Consider the following 21,938-nt stretch of genomic DNA (forward strand, 5'->3'; position numbering starts at 1 on the left):
CGCTCAAATCCCCAAGGCCTTGTTGGCCTGCTCGATGGTCGCGGCTTGGCCGGCCTGCGCGCGCTGACGATCGAATTCTTTCTCCAGCTGCGGCTTGGCCGACAGATATTGGCGCGGCCAGTCCAGCCCGTCCGGGCCGGCATAGCCAATCTTTGCGGCCTCGGTCAGCGTCCAGGCCGGATTGGCCAGATGCGGGCGCGCCACCGCGCACAGATCGGCGCGGCCGGCGGCGATGATGCTGTTGACATGATCGGCCTCGGAGATCGCACCGACCGCCATCGTCGCAATGCCGACGCGGTTGCGAATACTCTCGGAAAACGGCGTCTGCCACATGCGCCCGTAGCTCGGCTTTTCCAGCTTGCTGACCTGGCCCGAAGACACATCGATCAGGTCGGCCCCGGCGGCCTTGAAGGCGACGGCAATCAGCACCGCATCCTCCGGCGTGGTGCCGCCCTCGACCCAGTCATGCGCGGAAATTCGCACCGACATCGGCTTGTCGGCCGGCCACAGCGCCCGCACAGCCTTGAACACTTCGAGCGGGTAACGCAGGCGGTTCTCCAGGCTGCCGCCATAGTCGTCACCGCGTTGATTCGTCAAAGGTGAGATGAAACTGGAAAGCAAATAACCATGCGCGCAATGCAGCTCCAGCCAGTCGAAACCGGCCGCCGCAGCGCGTTTGGTGGCGGCACAGAAGTCGGCCAGCACGCGGTCCATATCGGCGCGCGTCATGGCGCGCGAGGTCTGGCTGACGCCGGCCAGATACTGCTGCGGCGAGGCGGACATCAAGGGCCAGTCCTGACCCTGATCCAGCGGCTGATCGATGCCCTCCCAGCCGCGCCGGGTCGAGCCCTTGGCGCCGGCATGGCCGAGCTGAATCGCAATCTTGGCGCTGCTGTTCGCATGCACGAAGCTGACGATACGGGCCCAGGCGGCGCCCTGCTCATCCGTGTACAGGCCCGGGCAGCCGGGCGTGATGCGCGCGTCGGCGGAAGGACAGGTCATCTCGGCAAACACCAGGCCCGCGCCGCCGGCGGCACGCGCGCCCAGATGCATCAGGTGATAGTCGCCGGGCAGGCCGTCCGCGCAGGAGTATTGGGCCATCGGCGAGACGACGACGCGGTTCTTCAGCGTCAGCTCGCGCAGCGTAAACGGCGTGAACATCGGCGGCTTGGCTTGCCCGCCGGCCAGCCAGGCCTCGAAGCGGTCCACATAGCCGGCATCGCGCAGGCGCAGGTTCTCATGCGAGATGCGCTGCGAGCGGGTCAGCAAGGAATAGGCAAACTGCTCGGGCTCGAGCCTTGAGTGGCGCTCGACGTTCTCGAACCATTCGGTCGAGTTGCGCGCCGCATTCTGAATCCGCAACACCTCGATGGAACGGCTGGCAACATAACGCGGCAAGGCCAGGTCCAAGTCGCCCTTGGCCGCGCCGATGTCACGCGCCAAAGCGATCGCATCCTCCAGCGCCAGCTTGGTGCCGGAGCCGATCGAGAAATGCGCGGTGTGGGCGGCGTCGCCCATCAGCACCACCGGCGCAACACCGTTGTGGTGTACCCAATTTTTGCAGACCACGCGGGGAAAACGAATCCACTGCGCCGAGCCACGCAGATGCGAGGCGTTGGAGATCAGCTTGTGGCCGTCCAGCACCTTGGCGAACAGGCGCTCGCAAAAAGCGATGCCTTCCTCCTTGCTCATCGCCTCGATGCCGGCCGCCTCCCACACGGCTTGCGGCGCCTCGACGATAAAGGTCGAGGTACTGTCATCAAAGCGATAGGCATGGGCCTGGAACCAGCCCCACTCGGTCTGCTGAAAGTCGAAGGTAAAGGCCTCGAACAGCTTGGCCGTGCCGAGCCAGACAAAGCGGCATTGGCGCAGATCGATATCAGGTTGATAGGTCGCTGCGTACTTTTGCCGCACGCGGCTATTGAGTCCGTCGGCGGCGATGATCAGGTCGGCGTCCAGGCCTTCGTCATCCTGCACATCGCTCTCGTAACGAAGATCCACACCGAGTTCGACGCAGCGGGCCTGCAGGATATTCAAGAGCTTCATGCGGCCGATGCCGCAAAAACCATGGCCGCCCGAGCGCATGGTGCGGCCCTTGATGTGCACCTCGATATCGTCCCAATGATTGAAGGCATCGAGGATCTGTCCGGCCGTCTTGGCGTCGGCCTCGCGCATCGCGCTCAGCGTCTGATCCGAGAACACCACGCCCCAGCCAAAGGTATCGCCGGGCTTGTTGCGCTCCAGCACCGTGATCTGGTGGGCGGGGTTTTGCTGCTTCATCAGCAGCGCGAAATACAGGCCGGCCGGGCCTCCACCAATACAGCTGATGCGCATTGCAAGTCTCCTTGATTGCGCGCAACTTTATGCCTTAATAGTTTAGGCGTCAACTAAATTCACGAGAGCGGCGACCTCCCAGCAGCCTGCTCAAGCTCCGCCCGCATTCATACGCAGGCAGAAAGCAAAAAGCCCGCAAGTGAATCAATCACTTGCGGGCTATTCTGGAGGAGAGGGGGGGATTCGAACCCCCGAGGCGTTTGACCGCCCGCCTGATTTCGAGTCAGGTACATTCAACCACTCTGCCACCTCTCCGGTATTCTCGTACTCACAGTGGTTTGTTTGCGAGTAAGCCGGCTAGTATAGCTGAACTTTTAGCCCGAGCTCAAAAAGCCGAATTTTTTCTCACGGAACCAAAACTTCCAGGCCGCCCATATAGGGCCGCAGCACCGCCGGGACGGTGACGCTGCCGTCGGCGTTTTGATAGTTTTCCAGCACCGCGACCAAGGTACGGCCCACCGCCAGCCCGGAGCCGTTCAAGGTGTGCGCCAACTCGTTCTTGCCCTGCGCGTTCTTGAAGCGCGCCTGCATGCGGCGCGACTGGAAGGCTTCGCAGTTGGAGCAGGAGCTGATCTCACGGAAGGCAGCCTGCGCCGGCACCCAGACTTCGAGGTCATAGGTCTTGGCCGCAGTAAAGCCCATATCGCCGGTACACAGAGCGAGCACACGATAAGGCAACTCCAACTTCTGCAGAATGGCCTCGGCGTGGCCGACCATTTCTTCCAGCGCTTCATAGCTCTTCTCGGGATGCACGATCTGCACCATCTCGACCTTGTCGAATTGGTGCTGACGAATCAGCCCGCGCGTATCACGTCCCGCGCTGCCCGCTTCGGAGCGGAAGCAGGGGCTGTGCGCGGTCAGCTTGATAGGAAGGTTAGCCGCATCGAGAATCTGCTCGCGCACCGAGTTGGTCAGCGAGATTTCGGCGGTAGAGATAAGGTATTGCTCGGCGGCCTCGTCGTCACCGCCGCGCAAGACCCAGAACATGTCTTCCTTGAACTTGGGCAGCTGGCCGGTGCCCTCCAGCACTTCACGGTTGACGATATAGGGCGTGTAGCACTCGGTATAGCCATGCGCCTCGGTCTGGGTGTCGAGCATGAACTGGGCCAGCGCGCGGTGCAGGCGGGCTATTCTGCCGCGCATAAAGCTGAAGCGCGAACCGCTGAGCTTGGCGCCGGTGTCGAAATCAAGGCCCAATGCGGCGCCGAGGTCGACATGGTCACGCACCTCGAAGTCGAATTCGCGCGGCTTGCCCCAGCGGCGCACTTCCACATTGCCGGCCTCGTCCGAGCCCACCGGCACGCTCTCGTGTGGCAGATTGGGCACGCTCATCAGCATGGTGTTGAGCTCTTGCTGAATGGCGTCGAGCCGGTCGGCGCCGGCCTTCAAACCGTCGGCAATGCCGGCCACTTCAAGCATCTGAGCCGAGGCGTCTTCGCCCTTGCCCTTGAGCATGCCGATTTGTTTGGACAGGGTGTTGCGGCGGCTTTGCAGCTCTTCGGTGCGCATTTGCGCGCCCTTGCGCTCGGTTTCCAGCGCCACATAACGCTCGATATCGAGGAAGGCTTGCGGGGTCTTGCGCGTGCTCAGGCGCTCGATGACGGCGTCGAGGTCCTTGCGCAGCAGGGTGATGTCTAACATGGTGCTTCCTTGTACTTGCAGGATTCAATAAAAGGTAAAACGGCGCCCATCTCTGGCGCCGCATCAAAGCAAGGGGCGCCGGATTAAGATCGCGAATTACTGTGCTCGGCCATGGATTTGTCCCCGAGGCCCTTGGGCAGCGGGAAGCGCACATGCTCCTCCACGCCGGGCAGGCTGCGCACCGTGGTGGCGCCAAGCTCACGCAGACGGCTGATGACGGCCTGCACCAGCACATCGGGTGCCGAGGCGCCGGCGGTCAGGCCGACGCGGGCGCGCCCTTCGAGCCACTCGGCCCTCAAGTCCTCGGCCGCGTCGACCATATGGCCCGGTGTTCCCAGACGCTGGGCCAATTCGGCCAGCCGGTTGCTATTGGAGCTGGTCGGGCTGCCCACAACGATCACCACATCCACCTGCGGCGCCAAGACCTTGACCGCGTCCTGGCGGTTTTGGGTGGCGTAGCAGATGTCTTGCTTCTTGGGCTCGCGTACCAGCGGGAAATGCTTCTTCACCGCCAGCAAGATCTCGGCGGCGTCATCAACGCTGAGCGTGGTCTGCGTGACCACCGCCAGTTTGGCCGGGTTTTTGACACGCACATGCGCGACATCGCCCACTTCTTCCACCAGATAGATGCCTTCGCTGAGCTGACCCATCGTGCCCTCGACCTCGGGGTGCCCCTTGTGGCCGATCATGATGAACTCATAGCCTTCGCGGTGTAGCTTGGCCACCTCGACATGCACCTTGGTGACCAAGGGGCAGGTTGCATCAAAAACCTGAAAACCCCGCTCGGTCGCCTCGGCGCGCACCGCCTGGCTGACGCCATGGGCGCTGAACACCAGCGTGGCGCCGGGCGGCACCTCGGCCAGGTCTTCGATGAAGATCGCGCCACGTGACTTCAAATCATTGACGACATAGGTGTTGTGGACGATCTCATGGCGCACATAGATCGGTGTGCCGAACTTCAGCAGCGCACGCTCAACGATTTCAATCGCACGGTCCACGCCGGCACAAAAACCACGCGGCTCTGCCAGCAAAACCTCTTGGGGTGTCAACAAGCTATCCGTCATTTCAAAGCACCCCGATCACATGCACCTCGAAGCTGACCGGCTGGCCCGCCAAAGGATGATTGAAGTCGAATAACAACCAATCAGGACCGAGCTCACGCACGCTGCCGGCGTAAGTACCCTGCCCGTCCGGGGTCGGAAACTGGATCACATCGCCGACGCTATATTGCTCGTCCGGGTCGCCCAGCTCATGCAGCAGGCTCAACTTGACGCGCTGCAGCAGTTGCGGGTTGTGATCACCGAAAGCCTCGCCCGGTGCCAGCTCGATTTGCGTGCGCACGCCCTCGGCCAAGCCGATCAGGCGGGCCTCGATGGCCGGCGACAACTGCCCGGTCCCCAGCGACAGCGTCGCCGGTTTATCGGCAAAGGTATTGATCACATCGCTACCGTCCGGGCCGGCCAAGCGGTAATGCAGGGTCAAAAAGGATCCGACTTGGATGAGATTCATGGGGACAATAGTGAATAGACTGCGCCGATTTTAGGGCCAGTACACTCGCGACCCGCTTCGACGCCACGGAACAAGCCCACCGGACCGCCGTTTCCCCATGCCTCTGACCCACCTCCCACCCGACGCTCGCCCACGCGAAAAGCTGCTCGCCCGCGGCCCGCAGGCGCTCGCCGACGCCGAGCTGCTGGCACTTTTATTGCGCACCGGCATTGCCGGCACGCCGGTCTTGCAACTGGCGCAAAACCTGCTCGATCAGTTTGGCGGTTGGCATGGTTTGTTGCATGCCGGCGTTGCCGACTTGGGCAAGGTCAGAGGTTTGGGGCCGGCCAAGCGGGCCGAAATTGCCGCCGTGCTGGAGATCGCACGCCGCTCATTGCTGCAGGAGCTGGCGCAGCGCCCGGTCTTCGACGCCCCCGACGCGGTCAAGCAATTCGTCCGCCTCAAGCTCGCCGGCCTGATGCATGAGGTCTTCGCCGTGCTGTTTCTGGACGCCCAGCACCGCTTGATTGCGATGGAGGAAATGTTTCGCGGCAGCCTGACGCAAACCTCGGTCTACCCCAGAGAAATTGTCAAACGCGGGCTGGACCTAGGGGCGGCCGCGGTCATCCTCGCTCACAACCACCCCTCCGGCGTGGCCGAACCTTCGCGCTCGGACGAGTTGCTGACGCAGGCCTTGAAATCGGCGCTGGCCTTGGTCGATATGCGCGTGCTCGACCATCTGGTGGTGGGCTCGGGCGAGGTGATTTCAATGGCCGAGCGAGGGCTGTTGTGAAAGCTCAATCCTCCCCATTGCTGCACAGCCTGCAAGATCTGAAGCTGTTTCAGCGCGAACTGTCTCAGCGCCGGCAGTTGGCCGAGGAAGAGGCGGCCAGGAAAGCTGCCGCGGCAAGGGCGGCCGACCAAGAGCGGCGCTTATTCGAATTGAGCGTCGGCGCCATCACCCCGCTGCCGGCGCATGACCGCGCAACACAACATCGGGTGCGCCCCATGCCCGAGCCTCTGCAACGCGAGGCGGATGAACGGCTGGTGATGCAGCAGGCGCTGTCCGATGATTTCGACGTGGAATCGCTGCTGGAAACCGACGACAGCCTGTCCTTCCGACGCCCCGAGATCAGTGACGAAGTCTTGCGCAAGCTGCGCCGCGGTCACTGGAGCTTGCAAGCGCAACTCGATCTGCACGGCCTGCGCCGCGACCAGGCGCGCGAAGCGCTGGGCAGTTTTGTGCAGGACTGCGCCCGCCGCGGGCTGCGCTGCGTACGCGTGGTGCATGGCAAGGGCAATGGCTCGCCTGGGCGCGAACCGATCTTGAAGGCCAAGGTGCGGCGCTGGCTGGTGCAAAAGCAGCAGGTCCTGGCCTTTGTGCAAGCCCGCGCCAGCGATGGCGGCAGCGGCGCCTTGATGGTGCTGCTGCAGCAAGCCGATTGAGCAGCTTGCGACCCCATCGACAATCAAGCGATGCAAGACAACACCAACACCCCCACGACATTGTTTGACCTGCTCGGCGGCGAAACCGGCATCCGCAGCCTGGTCGATCATTTCTATGACCATATGGACCTGGACGGGGAATTCGCGCTGATCCGCCAGCTTCACCCGGCTTCACTGGGCGGGTCACGTGACAAACTGCATTGGTTTTTATGCGGCTGGTCGGGCGGGCCGGATCTGTATATCGAGCGCTTTGGCCACCCGCGCCTGCGGGCTCGTCATCTGCCCTACCCGATCGGCATCGCAGAGCGCGACCAATGGATGGCCTGCATGAGACTCGCAATGCAAGACAGCCAGCTGGACCCCGATTTGCAGCAGCGTCTGGGGGAATCGTTCCACGCCACGGCCGACTGGATGCGCAATCGCGGCGCTTGAAGCTCGCCCCGCGGCCTACAAACCCTGGCCTTGGGCCAACAGCTTGTTGGCCAAGGCCTTGATCGCCTGCGCGGCGTCGCTGCCCGGGTAATGCTCGAGCACCAATTGGCGCTTGAGCACCGCTTGGCGCACCGTTTGATCGCTCTTGACCTCGCCCATCAACTCCAGCTTGAAGGGGTGGCCGGGCTGCGAGCCGACAAAGCGCTGCAGGACTTGCTGCAACTGGCCGCAAATCAGCTTGCCCTCGCCGACCCGGTTGGCCTGGTTGACGAGCAAGCCAACCTCACGCCGACCTTGCTGAGTGGCCAGCACCTTGATCGTGGCGTAGGCATCGGTCAGCGAGGTGGGCTCGGGGGTGGCCACCACCAGGACATCGGCGGCCATCGAGATAGAGAACAGCACGACGTCCGAAATGCCGGCACCGGTATCGAGCAAAACCCAGTCGAAACGCGGCTTGACCAGTTCAAGAATATGCAGCAACTTGTCACGCACATCCGGCGTCAGGCGCGAATATTCGACCATGCCCGAACCGGCCAACAAGACCGAAAATCCACATGGGGCCGGCAAAATTGCCTGCTCCAGGGTCGCCTTTTCCGTGAACACATCGTGCAGCGTCAGCTTGGGATGCAAGTTCAGCACCACATCCAGGTTGGCCAGCCCCAAATCGGCATCCAGCACCAAGACTTTTTGGCCCCGCAAGGCCAATGCTGCGGCCAGATTGGCGGTCACGAAGGTCTTGCCGACGCCGCCCTTGCCACTGGTCACGGCCAAGGTGCGTGCGCCGCCTCGACCCGTCACGGGGCGCGATGAGCCCGGCGAGAAACCGCCCGAACCAGGTACAGCAGGATCTGTTGTTGTCGTACTCATTCACTGTCCTGTTGCGTTACTGCAAACAACATGCCCTTTTCCTCGGCACTGACCAAGGACTCAATTTGCGACTCAAGGCAAGCACGATTACGCCCCTCCGCCTTGGCGCGATAAAGCTGGCGATCGGCTCGCTCCATCCACAACAGCGATGACGACCTGACCCACTGCGGCGCAAAAGCACCGCCCAGGCTGATCGTTACCGCCAAAATCTGCCCCGAGGCCACCTCGACCCGAAGCTCTGAAACTCGCTCACGCAAGCGTTCGGCCACCATCGCCCCAAAGCTGGGTGCGCATTTGGGCAGCACGATGCCAAACTCTTCGCCGCCCACTCGGGCCACCGTATCCATCGGCCGCACCACCTGATTCAAGGCCCCGGCCACCGCCTTGATGACCAGGTCACCGGCCGCATGGCCATAGGTATCGTTGACCGCCTTGAAGTGGTCGATATCAACCGCCAGCAACAAAGCCGACTCGCCGGAGCGAGCGACGCGGTCGACCTCGCGCGACAAGGCCATCTCGAAGCTGCGCCGATTGACCAATCCGGTCAAGGCATCCTTGCTGGACAAATCGCACAGCGCGTCAATGACGCCCTGCACCCATGCCTCGCTATAGGGTTCGGCCTCGGGCAGTAAAGCCCCCGCCTGCTGCAAGAGCTGCAAGGCAAGGTCGAGCTGCAAGCGGCATGCATCGAAGGGAGGGGGTTGAGAGCTTGAGTCCAAGGTGTTCCAAGGTATTCGAGGGCCAGTGCAAAGCTGGTGCGATTCAGTCTAGCAGCACAAAAACCCGCCCCAGCGTGCAAACAAGCCTGCATTGCCCGGCCTGTTTGCTCTATGCTGACAACGGCTCCCGGGCCACACTCGGTGCCGATACAAAATCAGATCCCGGCTCACCCAAAAGTGAGCGGAACAACCAGCGAGCCCAACACATGTCCACAGCACCAAGCGCCTCAGGCGCAGAAGTGATTGACCACGAGTTCGGTTTCAGCCGTGCTGACTTTGATCGTGTCCGTGCGCTGATCTATAAGCATGCCGGCATCAGCCTGCATGAAGGCAAGCACGCAATGGTCTATAGCCGCCTCTCCCGGCGCTTGCGTGACACCGGCCACAAGTCCTTTTCGGCCTATTTGCAATGGCTGGAGAGTTCCACTGGAGCGCAAAGCACCCAGGAATGGCAGGAATTCGTCAATTGCCTGACCACCAATTTGACCTCCTTCTTTCGCGAGGAGCATCATTTCCACGCACTCATCGATGATTTGAAACCGCTGGCCGGCAAGCCGGTGCGGATTTGGTGCTGCGCGGCATCTACCGGCGAGGAGCCTTACTCGATCGCGATGACCTGCAGCGAGGCACTGGGCGCCAACGCGCAGGTGCAGATCAGCGCCAGCGACATCGACACCAATGTACTCAACACCGCCAAGCGCGGGGTCTATAACGCCGACGCCCGCGGCCTGGATCAAACCCGGCTGCGCAATTTCTTCATGCGCGGCACCGGCGACAACTCGGGAAAAATTCGCGTCAAGCCTGAGTTGCAGCGCTGGATTGACTTCAGATCGCTGAACCTGATGGACGCGCAATGGTCGCTCGGTGACCCCTTCCACATCGTGTTCTGCCGCAATGTGATGATTTATTTCGACGCCCCGACTCAGCGCAAGGTGCTGGAGCGCATTCACAAGGTGATGCGTCCGCATGGGCTGCTCTTCGTCGGACATTCGGAGAATTTCACCGAGTCGAAAGATCTGTTCCGCTTGCGTGGCAAGACCATTTACGAGCGCGTCTGATGTCAGTCGCTTTCGCAACCCTCAAGTCAGCAGCCTAGCGGCCGATAAAAAAACATGAGCACCTCCCCCGCCTTCACCGGTACCGGCACCGGCGCGATGTTCTCAAACAGCCCGGGAGCAGCCCGCGTTGCCCAGCTAAAGGCCATGCCGCGTAAAAGCGGCGAGGCCTCTTTCTTTTTTTACGATGCGCATTTCAAGAACGCAGCGGTCAAGATCCTGCCGGGCGAGTATTTCGTCGACAACGAAGACATCCTGGTCATGACCACCTTGGGCTCATGCATCGCCGCCTGTCTTTGGGATCGGCATGCACAAATTGGTGGCATGAACCACTTCATGCTGCCCGAGGGCAGCGGTGACTCTGGCCGTTATGGATCATTCGCGATGGAGCTTTTGATCAACGAAATGATGAAGCGTGGGGCCGCCAAGAGCCGCATGGAAGCCAAGATTTTTGGCGGTGGAGCGGTGATTGCCGGCATGAACACCATCAACGTTGGCGAGCGCAACACCAATTTCGTCATCGACTATTTGAAGACCGAGCGCATTCCCATCGTCTCAAAAGACGTGATGGACATTTACCCCCGCAAGGTGTGCTTCCTGCCTCACAGCGGCAAAGCAATGGTCAAGCGCCTTGCCCCAACCAACACAGACGCCTTGGTGCAACAAGACCGTGCCGCGGCACAGAGAGCTCAACCGGTGGTCGCCACGGGCGGCTCGGTCGACTTGTTCTGAGCCCCACCCCGTTAGGAGAAGTATTCGATGGCCAAGATCACTGTTGTGGTGGTGGATGACTCGGCGCTGGTGCGCAGCATCCTGACCGAAATCATCAATCGTCAGCCCGATATGGAATGCATCGGTGCCGCAGCCGACCCGCTGCTGGCCCGCGAAATGATCCGCACCCTCAATCCCGATGTCATCACCCTGGACATCGAAATGCCCAAGATGGACGGCCTGGACTTCCTGTCCCGCTTGATGAGACTTCGCCCGATGCCGGTGGTGATGGTGTCGACACTGACCGAGCGCGGCGCCGAGGTGACGATGAAGGCCTTGGAGCTGGGTGCGGTCGACTTTGTCGCCAAACCCAAGATCGGCGTTGCCGATGGCATCCGCTTGCTGGCCGACGACATCACCGACAAGATCCGCATCGCCTCAAAAGCCCATATCCGCCGCAGCCATGCGGCGCTGGCGCCCGCAGGCGCTACCGGGGGCGCCAGCCATGCGGGCGCGGCCGCGCCAGCCAAGCCCGTGACCATGGCCAGCCTGGGTCGGCTGTCGACCGAAAAAATCATCTTCATCGGCGCCTCCACCGGCGGCACCGAGGCGACCAAGGACGTGCTGATCAATCTGCCGGCGGATTGCCCGGCCGTCGTCATCACCCAGCACATGCCGCCCGGCTTCACCAAGAGCTATGCGGCGCGGCTGGACAGCCTGTGCCGGATCCGCGTCAAGGAAGCGACGGACGGTGAGCGAATTCTGCCTGGCCACGGCTATATCGCACCAGGTGGCTTCCATCTCAGCGTCGAGCGGTCGGGCGCGAACTACATCGCCCGCGTGCAAGACGGCGAACCGGTCAATCGCCACAAGCCCTCGGTCGAGGTCTTGTTCAATTCCGCCGCCCGCGTGGTCGGGCAAAACGCCTTGGGCATCATGCTGACCGGCATGGGCGCAGACGGTGCCAAGGCGATGAGGGTGATGAAGGACGCCGGCTCCTACAACTTCGTTCAAGACGAGGCGACTTGCGTCGTCTTCGGCATGCCGCGCGAGGCCATCGCGGCCGGCGCCGCCGATGAGGTCTTGCCCTTGCCTCAGATTGCAACGCGCTTGATCGAACGCCTGCGCAGCACGGCCGGCATGTCGATGAACCGGGTCTAAGAAATCAGCCGAGTTCGGCCGCGTTCGCCCGGCGGCAACTTGTCACGGCCGGCGCCAATCTGTTTCAAATTGTTCCTCGTTTCGCAGCGCTGTCATTGTCGGCGGGCAGCATATGTGCATGACGACGATCACATCACTACCGCCCGGCCGAACCCAGGAGCGCCCCGCTCCGCTGCGGGTTCAAACACTGATAGCCGAAGACCTGCTGACCACCTTGTTTCAACCCATCGTGCAGTTGGACTGCGGCTTGATCTACGGTCATGAAGCGCTGGTGCGCGGCCCGGCTGGCAGCGCGCTGGAATATCCGGATGCGCTGTTCGCCGCCGGCCGCCGCGAAGGGCTGACGGTCGAGCTGGAAGTGCGCTGCGCCAACCAAGCCTTGAAGGATTGGAGCAGACAAAAGCTGGGCGGCCGCTTGTTGATCAATATGAGCGCCTCCGCGCTGACTCACGCCTTGCGAGATGAACAGGGCAGCGGCGGTCTGTTCAGCGACGAGGCCTACGGTGTCTCGCCCAGCAGCGTCATGATCGAGCTGACCGAGCATGAACGCGTCACCGATATCGAGAACCTGCGCCGAGCCATCACCGCGCTGCGCCGCCAGGGTGTGGGCATCGCACTGGATGATTTCGGCGACGGCCGCTCATCACTGCGGCTGTGGTCCGAGATTCAGCCCGACATCGTCAAGATCGACAAATATTTCACCCACGATCTACCGGCTCACGCGGAAAAGCTGCAGACATTTCGGGCGCTGCTGCAACTGGCCGAGACCTTCGGCGCCCAACTGATTGCCGAAGGCATCGAGAGCGCCGAAGAGCTGCGCGTACTGCGCGACTTGGGCGTCACGTTCGGCCAAGGCTGGCTGATTGGTCGACCCAGCAGCGAAGGCGCCGTCGAAGCCTTGGCCGCCGCCCGCACGGTACTGGCCAGCAGCGACATCGCCGTGCTGCCCGAACTTCGCCGCGCGTCGAGCAATGGCGTTACGGCCGAGCGCTTGATGATGGAAGCCGTGACCGTGCGAGAAGACGCCAGCCATGAGCAACTATTCCGCATTTTCAATGAGCATGAACAACTGCACGCAATCGCGATCTTGAATGCCAAGGACGAGCCGGTCGCGCTGGTCGACCGCAGCCAGTTCATCAATCGCTGGGCCAAGCCCTTCTTCAATGATTTATATGGCCGCCACGCCTGCACCTTGTTCGCCAATCAGACACCCTTGATCGTCGACGCGGACACCGGCATCGAAGCATTGACCACCGTGCTCACATCGTCCGACCAGCGCTATCTGCGCGAAGGCTTCATCATCACGCGGGACGGCCGCTACCTGGGCTTGGGCACCGGCGAGCAGTTGGTGCGCTCGGTCACCGAGGCCCGCATCGAGGCCGCTCGGCATGCCAACCCGCTGACATTTTTGCCCGGCAACATCCCCATCAGCCAGCATATTGGCCGGCTCTTGACCAGCGGGCGCGGCTTTGTTGCCGCCTACGCCGACTTGAACCATTTCAAGCCCTTCAATGACGAGTATGGCTACTGGCGCGGCGACGAAATGATCCGCTTGGTGGCCCGCGTGGCCAGCAGCCACTGCGACAGCCAACGCGATTTTCTCGGCCATGTCGGCGGCGATGACTTTGTGATGTTGTTCCAGAGCGATGACTGGGAGCAGCGCTGTGAGCAGATCGTCGAGCGCTTCAATGACTTGGCGCGCAATCTATTTGACGCGGCCGCACTGCAGGCCGGCGGCATCATGGCCGAGGACCGCCACGGGGATATGCGCTTTCACCCCTGCACCACCCTCAGCATCGGCGCCGTACGGATAGCCGCCGGTACCTTGCACCGCCCCGAGCAGGTAGCGACCGCTGCCGCCACCGCCAAGCGCCATGCCAAGCATGAGCAGCTCAGTGTTTACGTGATGGCAGCCTGAACAAGCCGCCCGCCAACTCAGGGCGCCAGGAACAACTCCTGCAAATCATTGAGGAAATCAAAGCCGCGAGCTGTGGCGGCCAAGCGGGTGCTATCCGCCTCCAGCAAACCTTTTGCGCGCGCCGCGTCCAGTGCCCGATGGATGCTGGACGGTGGCAGGCCGGTGCGTTCCAGATACGAACTCAGCGGCACGCCTTCGCGCAGCCGCAAGGCGTTGAGCATGAACTCAAACGGCAAGTCGGCACGACTCACCTCGTTCTCGTTCGACACCGCAGCCCCCTCGGCCGCCTTGCTCATATAGGCGGCCGGCTCGCGCCAGCGCACCTGACGCAAGACCCGGTGCGGAAACGACAGCTTGCTGTGCGCACCGGCGCCTAGCCCCAAATAGTCACCGAACTGCCAGTAATTCAAATTATGCGCGCAGCGATGACCAGCCCGCCCGAACGCCGACACCTCGTAACGTTCCAACCCTACGGCGTCGGTGCGGGCCGTAATCAGGTCCAGCATCTCGCTGGCCAAATCGGCGTCCGGCAGCTGGGTGGGCGGCGTGATGGCAAAGCGCGTGTTCGGTTCTATCGTCAGGTGATAGACCGACAGATGCGGCGGCTTGAAAGCCAGCGCCGTACTCAATTCGGAGTCAAGCTGCTCAAGAGTTTGCCCCGGCAAGGCATACATCAAATCAATATTGAAAGTCTCGAAGGCCTGCGCCGCTTCGGCAATCGCGGCCTTGGCCTGCTCGGCACTGTGAACGCGGCCCAGGGTCTTCAGCTTGGCATCATCAAAGCTCTGCACGCCGATCGACAAACGAGTGATGCCGGCGGCCCGAAAACCCTTGAAACGGTCGCGCTCGAACGTGCCCGGGTTGGCCTCCAGCGTGATCTCGCAGCCCGGCTCCAGCGGCAAACGGGCGCGCAGGTCGGAGATCAGCTCGGCAATCTGCTCGGGCGCAAACAGGCTCGGCGTGCCGCCGCCAATGAAGATGCTGACCACCGGCCGGCCCCAGATCAGCGGCAGCGCCACCTCCAGATCGGCGCGCAAGGCGGTCAGATAGGCCCGCGCCGTCTCGACCGGCAGTTGCTTACTGACAGGCGCATTGTCTGCGGACGCCAAAGGGATGACCTTGCCCGCAGGCCCCGGCAGCTCATGCGAATTGAAGTCGCAATAGGGGCACTTTCGCAAGCACCAAGGCAGATGCACATAGAGCGACAGCGGAGGCAAAGCGGCCAGACTCAAGGTGCCGGGCCGCATCATGTGCAGGACATCAGCCATAGCGCAGGGCCGTCCCAAGCAATGGCTGCGTGCCCTCGGGGGGCAGCCCACAAAGTGGGCTTGGGGGCTTCATGTCAGCCAAGATGCCAGGCCTCGCGCATTTGCCCCACCAGATCGGCGGCGGCCAAGGCCCGGTGGCTTTGGGCATTTTTTTCGGCCGCGCTCAACTGCGCCACGCTGCGGCCCAAGGCCGGTATCCACATCAAGGGGTCATAGCCAAAGCCGGCCTCGCCGGCCAGCGCGGGCAAGATCTGCCCCTGCCAACGGCCCATCGCGATCAGAGGTTCGGGGTCGGTCGCGGATCGAACGGCCACCAGCGCACAGACGAAACGCGCGCCGCGCTCATGAGACTCACTCAGCCCGGCCATTTGCTCCAGCAGCACGCGGTTGTTATCGGCGTCCGTTTTAGGCTGACCGAACAAGGTCGCATAACGCGCCGACAGCACGCCCGGCGCGCCGGCCAAGGCCTCGACCGCCAAGCCGGAGTCATCGGCCAAGGCCGGCAAACCACTCAAGCGGGACGCATGGCGGGCCTTGGTCAAGGCATTCTCGACAAAGGTCTCGAACGGTTCCTCTGCCTCGGGGATGCCGAGCGAGCCCTGCGTTAGCAAATTAACGCCCAAGGGCGCGAACAAGGCCTGCAACTCGGCGAGCTTTTTGGCGTTGTTGGAGGCGAGCACCAAGTCCATGTCGATCAAATCCCGAGCGCGCGCCGCTGTGCGGCCAGCAACTCAGCGACGCCCTGCTCCGCCAAGTCCAGCAAGGCATTCATTTCCTTGCGACTGAAGGCCACGCCCTCGGCCGTTCCTTGCAGCTCGACAAAGCCGCCGGCCGCCGTCATCACGACATTCATATCGGTGTCGCAGGCCGAGTCTTCGGTGTATTCAAGGTCCAGCAAGGGCGTGCCGTTCAAGATGCCAACCGAGATCGCCGCCACCGCATCGCGGATCGGTGATTGCGTGATCTTGCCCTGGGCCAGCAGCCAAGTCACTGCGTCATGGGCGGCCACATAGGCACCGGTGATCGCGGCCGTGCGGGTGCCGCCATCGGCCTGCAGCACATCGCAATCCAGCGCAATCGTGCGCTCGCCGAGCAGGCTCAAATCGAACACGCAGCGCAGCGAGCGGCCGATCAGGCGTTGAATCTCCTGCGTGCGGCCGCTTTGCTTGCCGCGCGCGGCCTCGCGGTCGCTGCGGGTATGGGTCGCACGCGGCAGCATGCCGTATTCGGCGGTAACCCAGCCCTGGCCGGAGCCGCGTTTGTGCGGCGGCACTTTTTCCTCCACCGAGGCGGTGCACAAAACCTTGGTTCCGCCAAATTCGATCAGCACCGACCCTTCGGCATGGCAGGTGTAATTGCGGGTGATGGTCACCGCACGCAAGGCATTGGCGGCGCGGCCGGTGGCGCGCACGGCGGCTTTTTCAACAGTCATTTATTTCTCTCTCAGGACTTTTTCTTGGCGGCTTGCTCAACGGCGCGGGCCCGTTCGTTGCCCAGCCGGATGGCTTCCTTGATTTCACGCACCGAGCGATCAATTTCGGCTTCATCCATTTCAAATTTGCGATCTACGACCTCGCCCGAGTCGAGTCCATCAAGCGCCTGGATGGTCGAGGCAAAGCCTCTATCCTCCAGTTGCTGGGTTGACACCGTGGCGGAATCCTCGCCAGCATCGGGCTCACCGACACCGTCCCACTCCAGCGCAAGCACGGTCACATTGTCGCAGCGCGGCCCGCCATTGCGCAGCGCCTGCTCGACCAACTCCGGCACCGCATCCGAAATCGGACGCGTGGCAAGTTGCTCCGTGATGATGTCGTCCGTGACCGTGCCCCAAAGACCGTCCGAGCACAAGAGCAGCCGATCACCTTTTTCCAGCAGCATCGGGCCATGGATATCCACCATCGGCTTACCCGGACTACCCAGGCAGGTGAACAGCACATTACGGTTAAAGCCCTCGGCACTTTGCGGCAGTCGCCCCAAAGCCGCTTGCAGCTCGATATAGGAATGATCGCGCGTGCGCGCAATCAACTTGCCGGCCCGCACCAGGTAAAGCCGCGAATCGCCGCAATGCGCCCAATAGGCCTTGCGGCCCTGCAGCACGCAAGCCACGATGGTGGTGCGGGGAGTGTCGGACATGCCCTTATTGGCGGCATAGCGAAGCAATTGCTGCTGCGCGACCAAAATCGAATCCTGCAAAAAAGCGGCAGGGTCGGCCAAGGCCGGCTTGGCCTCGCGCTGAAACAAGGCCGCCAGCGTTTGCAAAGCCAGTTGCGCCGCGACCTCACCCTCGGGGTGGCCGCCCATGCCGTCGGCCAAGGCAAACAAGCCGGCCTCACGGGTGTAGCAATAACCCATGCGGTCTTCGTTCTTCTCGCGCCCGCCACGCCGGCTGACCTGATAGGTGGTGAACCTCACGCCTTGGCTCCGGTCTTGAGATTCTCCAACTGCAACTTAAGCCGCTCGCTGAAACTCAGTTTGGTATAGCGCCGCTCGGTTTCCCGGGCCAATTCCTTTTGCAAGGAGAACACGCTCTGCGGACGCGCCAAGGGGTCGAGCGACATGCACCATTCGGCCACCTCGATCATATTGTCGGAGTAGACATTGCGCAGCCTCGACAAACTCAGTGCCAGTCTATCCTTTTCAAGCCGCTGAGGTGCATCGTTAGGCGGATAACCCTGCATGCAGGCGTAGATGCAGGCACCGATGGCGTAGATGTCGGTCCAGGGACCTAAAGCGCCATCCCGTCGGTACATTTCGGGCGCAGCAAAGCCCGGCGTGTACATCGGCCGAATGAAGTTACCTTCTTTGGACAACACCTCGCGCGCCGCGCCAAAGTCCAGCAATACCGCCTTGTTTTCATTGGTGATGAAGATATTGGCCGGCTTGATATCCAAGTGCAGCATCTTGTGCTGATGGACGATGCGAAGGCCACGCAAAATTTCGTCGAAAAGGCTGCGAATGGTGGACTCGCGGAACACCTTGTCGCGCTTCATATCGCGCGCCGTCACGATGAAATCCTGCAAGGTGTCGCCCTGCAGGTAATTCATGACCATGTAGACGGTTTCGTTCTCGCGCAAAAAGTTCAACACCGAAACGACGCTTGGGTGCGATATCTGCGCCAGCGAACGGCCTTCCTCGAAGAAGCTCTTCAGTCCAAGGCGGTAGAGCGGCTGCTTCTCGGGCCGCACGCGCGGCGTCAACTCGCCCGGCGATCGTTCAGCCAAGCTCGAAGGCAGGTATTCTTTCAGGGCTACGAGGTGGTGTTCGGGGTCTTCGGCGAGGTAAACCACGCCGAATCCACCTGCTGCCAGTCGCTTGATGATCTGGTAGCCCCCAACCACGGTGCCTGCAGGCAGGGGCGCCGGTTTAGGCTTTGACATAATCGAGTTTTATCTACTTACCGGACGCTAGATGCCAGTCTACAGCATGACAGGATATGCCAGCGCCAGCTCGCAGCCATCCACCCCCAGTGAAAACGCAGTTTCCCGGAACGCGGAAAACACCGGGGCCTCCAATCCGATCGGCCATGCCGCGCATACAGCGGTGACGGTTGAATTGCGCTCGGTCAACGGTCGCTTTCTCGACTTGGGCTTTCGCATGCCCGAAGACTTGCGAGGCCTGGAGCCGGCGCTGCGTGAATTGCTGACGGGAAAGCTCAAACGCGGCAAGGTCGAGTTGCGCATCAATACGCAGCGCGATAGCGAGGGCTCGTGGCCGCAGCCGCAAGCCGATCAGCTGAACCGTTTATCAAGGCTCGAAGGCACGGTACAAAACTGGCTGCCCAAGGCGCAACCGCTGTCGGTGCACGAGGCCTTGCAATGGTGCAAGGGTGGCGGCGCGGCAAGCGAGAAATTGGACGAGCCGGCCATGGATGCGGCGCGACGTTGCGTGGACGGTTTGCTTGAGGCGCGCGAGCGCGAAGGCGAGAAGCTGGTTGCCATCCTGATGGAGCGAGTGAGTCGCTTGCGCGAACTGGCCGACGCGGCCGAACCGATGCTGCCGGCCATCGTGCAGCGCCAGCAACAGCGTTTCTTGGAGCGTTGGCAAGAGGCGCTGGCCAGCACCGGCGCGGCGCAGACCATTCCCGAAGAGAATTTGAAGGAGCGCGCGCTGAATGAAGCAGCAGCCTATGCGATCCGCATTGATGTAGCTGAAGAGCTGGCCCGGCTGCGCGCGCATCTGGAAGAGATCGCCCGGCTGTTGAAAAAAGGCGGCGAAATCGGCAAGCGCCTGGACTTCTTGATTCAGGAGCTGCACCGCGAGGCCAACACCTTGGGCTCCAAGGCCGCTGCACTCGAGTTGACCAATATTTCGGTCGAGATGAAGGTCGCCGTGGAGCAACTGCGCGAGCAAGTGCAGAACATTGAGTAGGGTTTCGGGGCGTCTCAGAGAATCCACAAAACACTTTACCAATCAATGGTTTAGCTGATTTTTTTGTCTCAGGCAGCCTCTAGCAATCTCCCTTAAGCGCACGCTTTGTGTGTATGGATTTGTGTAGGAAATTAGCGTCTGACCTTGTCCCCGAAAAACGTATCCCTTGCTGAGTGTTTAAATTCAAGCAAGGAGAACGGAAATGACGACGAAGAAGAAGACGAGCAGCGCGACGAGGGCGCAGTACACGATGGAATTCAAGCTGGAGGCGGTTCGCTTGGTCGAGAAGGGCCAGAGCATTGCAGCTGTAGCTAGGTCACTGCCTTCTTGACGACGGAGTCAAGTGCTACGCACCGCCAGGCCTCGTGGGTGCTGCGCTACCGATTTGCGGGGATTCAGCGAGCACTTGTTTTAGGTCGCTATGCGCTCTTCAAACTGTTGGCCTGCCCTTGGCGATGGAGTTGAGCCAATGGTGGCAATACCAGATCAAGCGCGAGTTGCTCGCCAAATCCCACCTAACGGCTGACGATCTCGCGCTGCTGCGCCATGAGGAAGCCGGCCACTGCTGCAAAGTAGTCGCCGCCGCCCTGAACACCGAAGCCAAAACCATCGACTGCCGGTTCCAGCGACTCAACAACAAGCTCGGTGTCCCCAATCGCCGTCTAGCACTTCGAATTGCCAAGCTGCACAATTTGATTTGACGGATGGGCTTTTCACGTTACGCCCGGTGACCAGGAAATTTCCCGAACGGGGCAATTTCGCACTAATCTGAGTTGGAAAGACCAATATTTCCCGATCAGGAAATTCAACTTGCGATGCGGGCATTTCATTGGCACAATTTCCCGATCAGGAAATTTCAACTTTGATCAACACACCCATGCTGGCAATCCGCAGCGCCACAGATCTTGGCCAGGCCGCCCGCGCCGCCCGCAAACGTATGGGGCTCACCCAACCACAGCTTGCCCTGGCAGCCGGTGTCGGCGTGCGCTTCATCGTCGAACTGGAAGCTGGCAAGCCAAGCCTGCGCTTGTCCAGCGTGCTACAGGTGCTGGATGCGCTCGGCGGACGACTAAGCGTGGAAGGCCTGGTTGGTTGATTGGTTGATTGATTGATTGATTGACTGAACCAGAGGCGCACCGAGCGATATGCCCAAACAACTCGAAGTCTGGCTTAACGGCGAACAATTGGGCGTGCTGATGCAAGTGGACGGCCGCCTGGGCTTTGCCTACACGGCGAATTGGTTACAAAACCCCGCTTCCCAGGCCCTGTCCCATTCGCTACCCCTGCGACCCGAAGCCTTTGACGACCGTGCCACTCGTCCCTTCTTTGCTGGCCTGCTGCCGGAAGGCGATAAGCGCCGTTTGGTTGCACAGGCGCTGCATGTATCCCGACAGAATGACTTTGGCCTGCTTGACGGGATCGGCGGTGAATGCGCGGGTGCAGTCAGCTTGCGAGAGCCAAGGCTACCTCAGCCGGCCAGCAACGAACTTGCCCCTGGGTCCGAATCCGTCCGCTGGCTGGACGAAGCGCAGTTGCAACAATTGCTGAAGGATTTACCCCAACGCCCGATGCTCGCCGGGCTCGATGGCCTGCGCCTGTCGCTGGCCGGCGCGCAGGACAAACTGCCGGTGACGTTTGACGGCCACCTAGTTGGCCTGCCCCTGCATGGTTCACCCAGCACCCATATCCTTAAACCGGCCATCAGCAGCTTGGAGGGCAGCGTGCATAACGAGGCCTTTTGCATGCGGCTCGCCGCAGCGATGCAAATGCCGGCTGCCCAGGTCGAGATTCGGCATGCCGGCGCACAGCCCTTTTTGCTGGTGCGCCGCTATGACCGTCTGCCTGCCACCGGTGCGGCAGGCATGGACGCCACTGACGGAACTGCAGATGCGCCTTCACAACGCTTGCATCAAGAGGACTTTTGCCAAGCCATGGGCATCGTGCCTGAACACAAATACCAAAACGAAGGTGGCCCCTCCTTGGCCCAGGCCTTTCAACTATTGCGCCAAGTCACCAGGCCCAATGCGCCGCAAGTGCTGCGCCTGCTCGATGCCGTCGTGTTCAACGCCTTGATCGGCAACCACGACGCCCATGGCAAGAATTTCTCTTTGCTCTATGGCGCCAGCGCTACACAGCCCCGCGTGGAATTGGCCCCACTCTATGACTTGCTTTGCACCGCCGTCTATCCGCAGTTGACCGACAAGATGGCCATGAAGATCGGAAGCAAATACCGTTTCACCGAACTGTTGCCGCGTCACTGGGAGCAATTTGCGCACGAAGCCGATCTGTCGCGGGCTCAGGTACGCAAACGGGTGCTGGATATTGCCAATCGCCTACCCAGTCGGGCCGAGGCCACGCGCGGTCAAATGGTGGCGGCAGGCCAGGACGCCCCTCTTCTCTCCGACATCGTCGCGCTGATCAATCGGCGCTGCGCGCTCACAGCCGAGCGCTTGGGCAAGTAAGTCCTCAAAGAACCGGCTACCGGTACAACAAACGCTCCAGTGTCTTGTTGCGGCATTTGAAGCAGTCG

At 61.6% G+C, this 21,938-nt stretch carries 22 protein-coding genes, 1 tRNA gene and 1 pseudogene; 12 read left to right on the plus strand and 12 right to left on the minus strand.

Translation table 11 applies throughout. From position 1 onward, the window contains the following. Positions 1 to 3 precede the first annotated feature (3 nt). From LNV07_RS03715 to LNV07_RS03735, 5 genes are all read right to left on the minus strand, one after another. Complete coding sequence (locus LNV07_RS03715; protein ID WP_263569836.1) at positions 4 to 2,334, minus strand: bifunctional salicylyl-CoA 5-hydroxylase/oxidoreductase; 2,331 nt, start codon at positions 2,332 to 2,334, stop codon at positions 4 to 6. A gap of 165 nt (positions 2,335 to 2,499) precedes the next feature. After that, positions 2,500 to 2,589 (minus strand) — tRNA-Ser (locus LNV07_RS03720). Between the two features lie 90 nt (positions 2,590 to 2,679). Further along, a complete protein-coding gene (gene serS, locus LNV07_RS03725) occupies positions 2,680 to 3,975 on the minus strand; it encodes a serine--tRNA ligase (protein WP_263569837.1) in 1,296 nt (431 codons plus the stop codon). Between the two features lie 83 nt (positions 3,976 to 4,058). Further along, on the minus strand, positions 4,059 to 5,027 hold the full coding sequence (ispH, locus tag LNV07_RS03730; RefSeq protein WP_263569838.1) for a 4-hydroxy-3-methylbut-2-enyl diphosphate reductase: 969 nt from the start codon (positions 5,025 to 5,027) through the stop codon (positions 4,059 to 4,061). A gap of 13 nt (positions 5,028 to 5,040) precedes the next feature. After that, entirely contained in the window at positions 5,041 to 5,484 is a 444-nt protein-coding gene (locus tag LNV07_RS03735) for an FKBP-type peptidyl-prolyl cis-trans isomerase (protein WP_263569839.1), read from the minus strand. Between the two features lie 97 nt (positions 5,485 to 5,581). On the opposite strand from LNV07_RS03735, the gene radC reads away from it, so the two are divergent. The 3 genes from radC to LNV07_RS03750 are packed head-to-tail and all read left to right on the plus strand — an operon-like array spanning position 5,582 to position 7,341. Next, complete coding sequence (radC, locus tag LNV07_RS03740) at positions 5,582 to 6,256, plus strand: RadC family protein (protein WP_263569840.1); 675 nt, start codon at positions 5,582 to 5,584, stop codon at positions 6,254 to 6,256. Continuing rightward, positions 6,253 to 6,909 carry a Smr/MutS family protein gene (locus tag LNV07_RS03745; RefSeq protein ID WP_263569841.1) on the plus strand — a complete coding sequence of 219 codons (657 nt, stop codon included), beginning with the start codon at positions 6,253 to 6,255 and terminating at the stop codon, positions 6,907 to 6,909. Before radC ends, LNV07_RS03745 begins: the two co-directional genes overlap by 4 nt. Positions 6,910 to 6,939: 30 nt before the next feature. Continuing rightward, the gene (locus LNV07_RS03750; RefSeq protein WP_263569842.1) at positions 6,940 to 7,341 is read left to right on the plus strand and encodes a group II truncated hemoglobin; all 402 of its coding nucleotides are present in this window, start codon (positions 6,940 to 6,942) and stop codon (positions 7,339 to 7,341) included. Positions 7,342 to 7,356: 15 nt separating this feature from the next. Here the strand turns inward: LNV07_RS03750 and LNV07_RS03755 are convergent, their stop codons facing one another. Continuing rightward, positions 7,357 to 8,208, minus strand: coding sequence for a MinD/ParA family protein (locus tag LNV07_RS03755; RefSeq protein WP_263569843.1), 852 nt, complete (start codon positions 8,206 to 8,208; stop codon positions 7,357 to 7,359). Further along, positions 8,205 to 8,885 carry a GGDEF domain-containing protein gene (locus tag LNV07_RS03760; RefSeq protein WP_263569844.1) on the minus strand — a complete coding sequence of 227 codons (681 nt, stop codon included), beginning with the start codon at positions 8,883 to 8,885 and terminating at the stop codon, positions 8,205 to 8,207. Before LNV07_RS03760 ends, LNV07_RS03755 begins: the two co-directional genes overlap by 4 nt. Before the next feature lie 248 nt (positions 8,886 to 9,133). On the opposite strand from LNV07_RS03760, the gene LNV07_RS03765 reads away from it, so the two are divergent. The 4 genes from LNV07_RS03765 (at position 9,134) to LNV07_RS03780 (ending at position 13,772) form a co-directional block, all read left to right on the plus strand. Beyond that, on the plus strand, positions 9,134 to 9,985 hold the full coding sequence (locus LNV07_RS03765) for a CheR family methyltransferase (RefSeq protein ID WP_263569845.1): 852 nt from the start codon (positions 9,134 to 9,136) through the stop codon (positions 9,983 to 9,985). A gap of 96 nt (positions 9,986 to 10,081) precedes the next feature. Beyond that, a complete protein-coding gene (gene cheD / locus LNV07_RS03770; RefSeq protein WP_263570282.1) occupies positions 10,082 to 10,714 on the plus strand; it encodes a chemoreceptor glutamine deamidase CheD in 633 nt (210 codons plus the stop codon). 27 nt (positions 10,715 to 10,741) lie between these two features. Further along, positions 10,742 to 11,854 (plus strand): protein-glutamate methylesterase/protein-glutamine glutaminase, encoded by a 1,113-nt coding sequence (locus LNV07_RS03775; RefSeq protein ID WP_263569846.1) that lies wholly within the window; start codon positions 10,742 to 10,744, stop codon positions 11,852 to 11,854. 118 nt (positions 11,855 to 11,972) lie between these two features. Continuing rightward, entirely contained in the window at positions 11,973 to 13,772 is a 1,800-nt protein-coding gene (locus LNV07_RS03780; protein WP_263569847.1) for a GGDEF domain-containing protein, read from the plus strand. Positions 13,773 to 13,789: 17 nt separating this feature from the next. Here LNV07_RS03780 and hemW read toward each other — a convergent pair whose 3' ends face one another. From hemW to LNV07_RS03805, 5 genes are all read right to left on the minus strand, one after another. After that, entirely contained in the window at positions 13,790 to 15,040 is a 1,251-nt protein-coding gene (hemW, locus tag LNV07_RS03785; RefSeq protein WP_263569848.1) for a radical SAM family heme chaperone HemW, read from the minus strand. A 74-nt stretch (positions 15,041 to 15,114) separates the two neighbouring features. Continuing rightward, positions 15,115 to 15,729 (minus strand): RdgB/HAM1 family non-canonical purine NTP pyrophosphatase, encoded by a 615-nt coding sequence (rdgB, locus tag LNV07_RS03790; protein ID WP_263569849.1) that lies wholly within the window; start codon positions 15,727 to 15,729, stop codon positions 15,115 to 15,117. A 5-nt stretch (positions 15,730 to 15,734) separates the two neighbouring features. After that, entirely contained in the window at positions 15,735 to 16,472 is a 738-nt protein-coding gene (rph, locus tag LNV07_RS03795) for a ribonuclease PH (RefSeq protein ID WP_263569850.1), read from the minus strand. Positions 16,473 to 16,483: 11 nt separating this feature from the next. Then, positions 16,484 to 17,452 (minus strand): PP2C family protein-serine/threonine phosphatase, encoded by a 969-nt coding sequence (locus tag LNV07_RS03800; RefSeq protein ID WP_263569851.1) that lies wholly within the window; start codon positions 17,450 to 17,452, stop codon positions 16,484 to 16,486. Further along, positions 17,449 to 18,417: a serine/threonine protein kinase gene (locus LNV07_RS03805; RefSeq protein WP_263533307.1), complete on the minus strand. Its 969-nt coding sequence runs from the start codon at positions 18,415 to 18,417 to the stop codon at positions 17,449 to 17,451. Before LNV07_RS03805 ends, LNV07_RS03800 begins: the two co-directional genes overlap by 4 nt. Positions 18,418 to 18,448: 31 nt before the next feature. On the opposite strand from LNV07_RS03805, the gene LNV07_RS03810 reads away from it, so the two are divergent. From LNV07_RS03810 to LNV07_RS03830, 5 genes and pseudogenes are all read left to right on the plus strand, one after another. Beyond that, positions 18,449 to 19,408, plus strand: a complete 960-nt coding sequence (locus LNV07_RS03810) for a YicC/YloC family endoribonuclease (RefSeq protein ID WP_263569852.1) — start codon at positions 18,449 to 18,451, stop codon at positions 19,406 to 19,408. Positions 19,409 to 19,610: 202 nt separating this feature from the next. Then, a pseudogene (locus tag LNV07_RS03815) lies at positions 19,611 to 19,730 on the plus strand (transposase); the annotation flags it as partial. Between the two features lie 127 nt (positions 19,731 to 19,857). Beyond that, positions 19,858 to 20,109 carry a helix-turn-helix domain-containing protein gene (locus LNV07_RS03820; RefSeq protein WP_263569853.1) on the plus strand — a complete coding sequence of 84 codons (252 nt, stop codon included), beginning with the start codon at positions 19,858 to 19,860 and terminating at the stop codon, positions 20,107 to 20,109. 128 nt (positions 20,110 to 20,237) lie between these two features. Next, positions 20,238 to 20,504: a helix-turn-helix transcriptional regulator gene (locus tag LNV07_RS03825; protein WP_263569854.1), complete on the plus strand. Its 267-nt coding sequence runs from the start codon at positions 20,238 to 20,240 to the stop codon at positions 20,502 to 20,504. 49 nt (positions 20,505 to 20,553) lie between these two features. Then, a complete protein-coding gene (locus LNV07_RS03830; RefSeq protein WP_263569855.1) occupies positions 20,554 to 21,870 on the plus strand; it encodes a type II toxin-antitoxin system HipA family toxin in 1,317 nt (438 codons plus the stop codon). Positions 21,871 to 21,938 lie beyond the last annotated feature (68 nt).

This window comes from Roseateles oligotrophus, assembly GCF_025717515.1.
GTDB classification, from domain to species: Bacteria; Pseudomonadota; Gammaproteobacteria; order Burkholderiales; family Burkholderiaceae_C; genus Paucibacter_A; species Paucibacter_A oligotrophus.

Excerpts from the sequence above, each read along its gene's own strand:
- LNV07_RS03765 (WP_263569845.1), top strand. The coding sequence starts at position 9,134 with ATGTCCACAGCACCAAGCGCCTCAGGCGCAGAAGTGATTGACCACGAG.
- LNV07_RS03750 (WP_263569842.1), top strand. The coding sequence starts at position 6,940 with ATGCAAGACAACACCAACACCCCCACGACATTGTTTGACCTGCTCGGC.
- rph (WP_263569850.1), bottom strand. The coding sequence starts at position 16,472 with ATGACTGTTGAAAAAGCCGCCGTGCGCGCCACCGGCCGCGCCGCCAAT.
- serS (WP_263569837.1), bottom strand. The coding sequence starts at position 3,975 with ATGTTAGACATCACCCTGCTGCGCAAGGACCTCGACGCCGTCATCGAG.
- rdgB (WP_263569849.1), bottom strand. The coding sequence starts at position 15,729 with ATGGACTTGGTGCTCGCCTCCAACAACGCCAAAAAGCTCGCCGAGTTG.
- cheD (WP_263570282.1), top strand. The coding sequence starts at position 10,082 with ATGTTCTCAAACAGCCCGGGAGCAGCCCGCGTTGCCCAGCTAAAGGCC.
- LNV07_RS03810 (WP_263569852.1), top strand. The coding sequence starts at position 18,449 with ATGCCAGTCTACAGCATGACAGGATATGCCAGCGCCAGCTCGCAGCCA.
- LNV07_RS03775 (WP_263569846.1), top strand. The coding sequence starts at position 10,742 with ATGGCCAAGATCACTGTTGTGGTGGTGGATGACTCGGCGCTGGTGCGC.
- LNV07_RS03715 (WP_263569836.1), bottom strand. The coding sequence starts at position 2,334 with ATGCGCATCAGCTGTATTGGTGGAGGCCCGGCCGGCCTGTATTTCGCG.
- LNV07_RS03830 (WP_263569855.1), top strand. The coding sequence starts at position 20,554 with ATGCCCAAACAACTCGAAGTCTGGCTTAACGGCGAACAATTGGGCGTG.
- LNV07_RS03755 (WP_263569843.1), bottom strand. The coding sequence starts at position 8,208 with ATGAGTACGACAACAACAGATCCTGCTGTACCTGGTTCGGGCGGTTTC.
- LNV07_RS03780 (WP_263569847.1), top strand. The coding sequence starts at position 11,973 with ATGACGACGATCACATCACTACCGCCCGGCCGAACCCAGGAGCGCCCC.
- LNV07_RS03735 (WP_263569839.1), bottom strand. The coding sequence starts at position 5,484 with ATGAATCTCATCCAAGTCGGATCCTTTTTGACCCTGCATTACCGCTTG.
- radC (WP_263569840.1), top strand. The coding sequence starts at position 5,582 with ATGCCTCTGACCCACCTCCCACCCGACGCTCGCCCACGCGAAAAGCTG.
- hemW (WP_263569848.1), bottom strand. The coding sequence starts at position 15,040 with ATGGCTGATGTCCTGCACATGATGCGGCCCGGCACCTTGAGTCTGGCC.
- LNV07_RS03805 (WP_263533307.1), bottom strand. The coding sequence starts at position 18,417 with ATGTCAAAGCCTAAACCGGCGCCCCTGCCTGCAGGCACCGTGGTTGGG.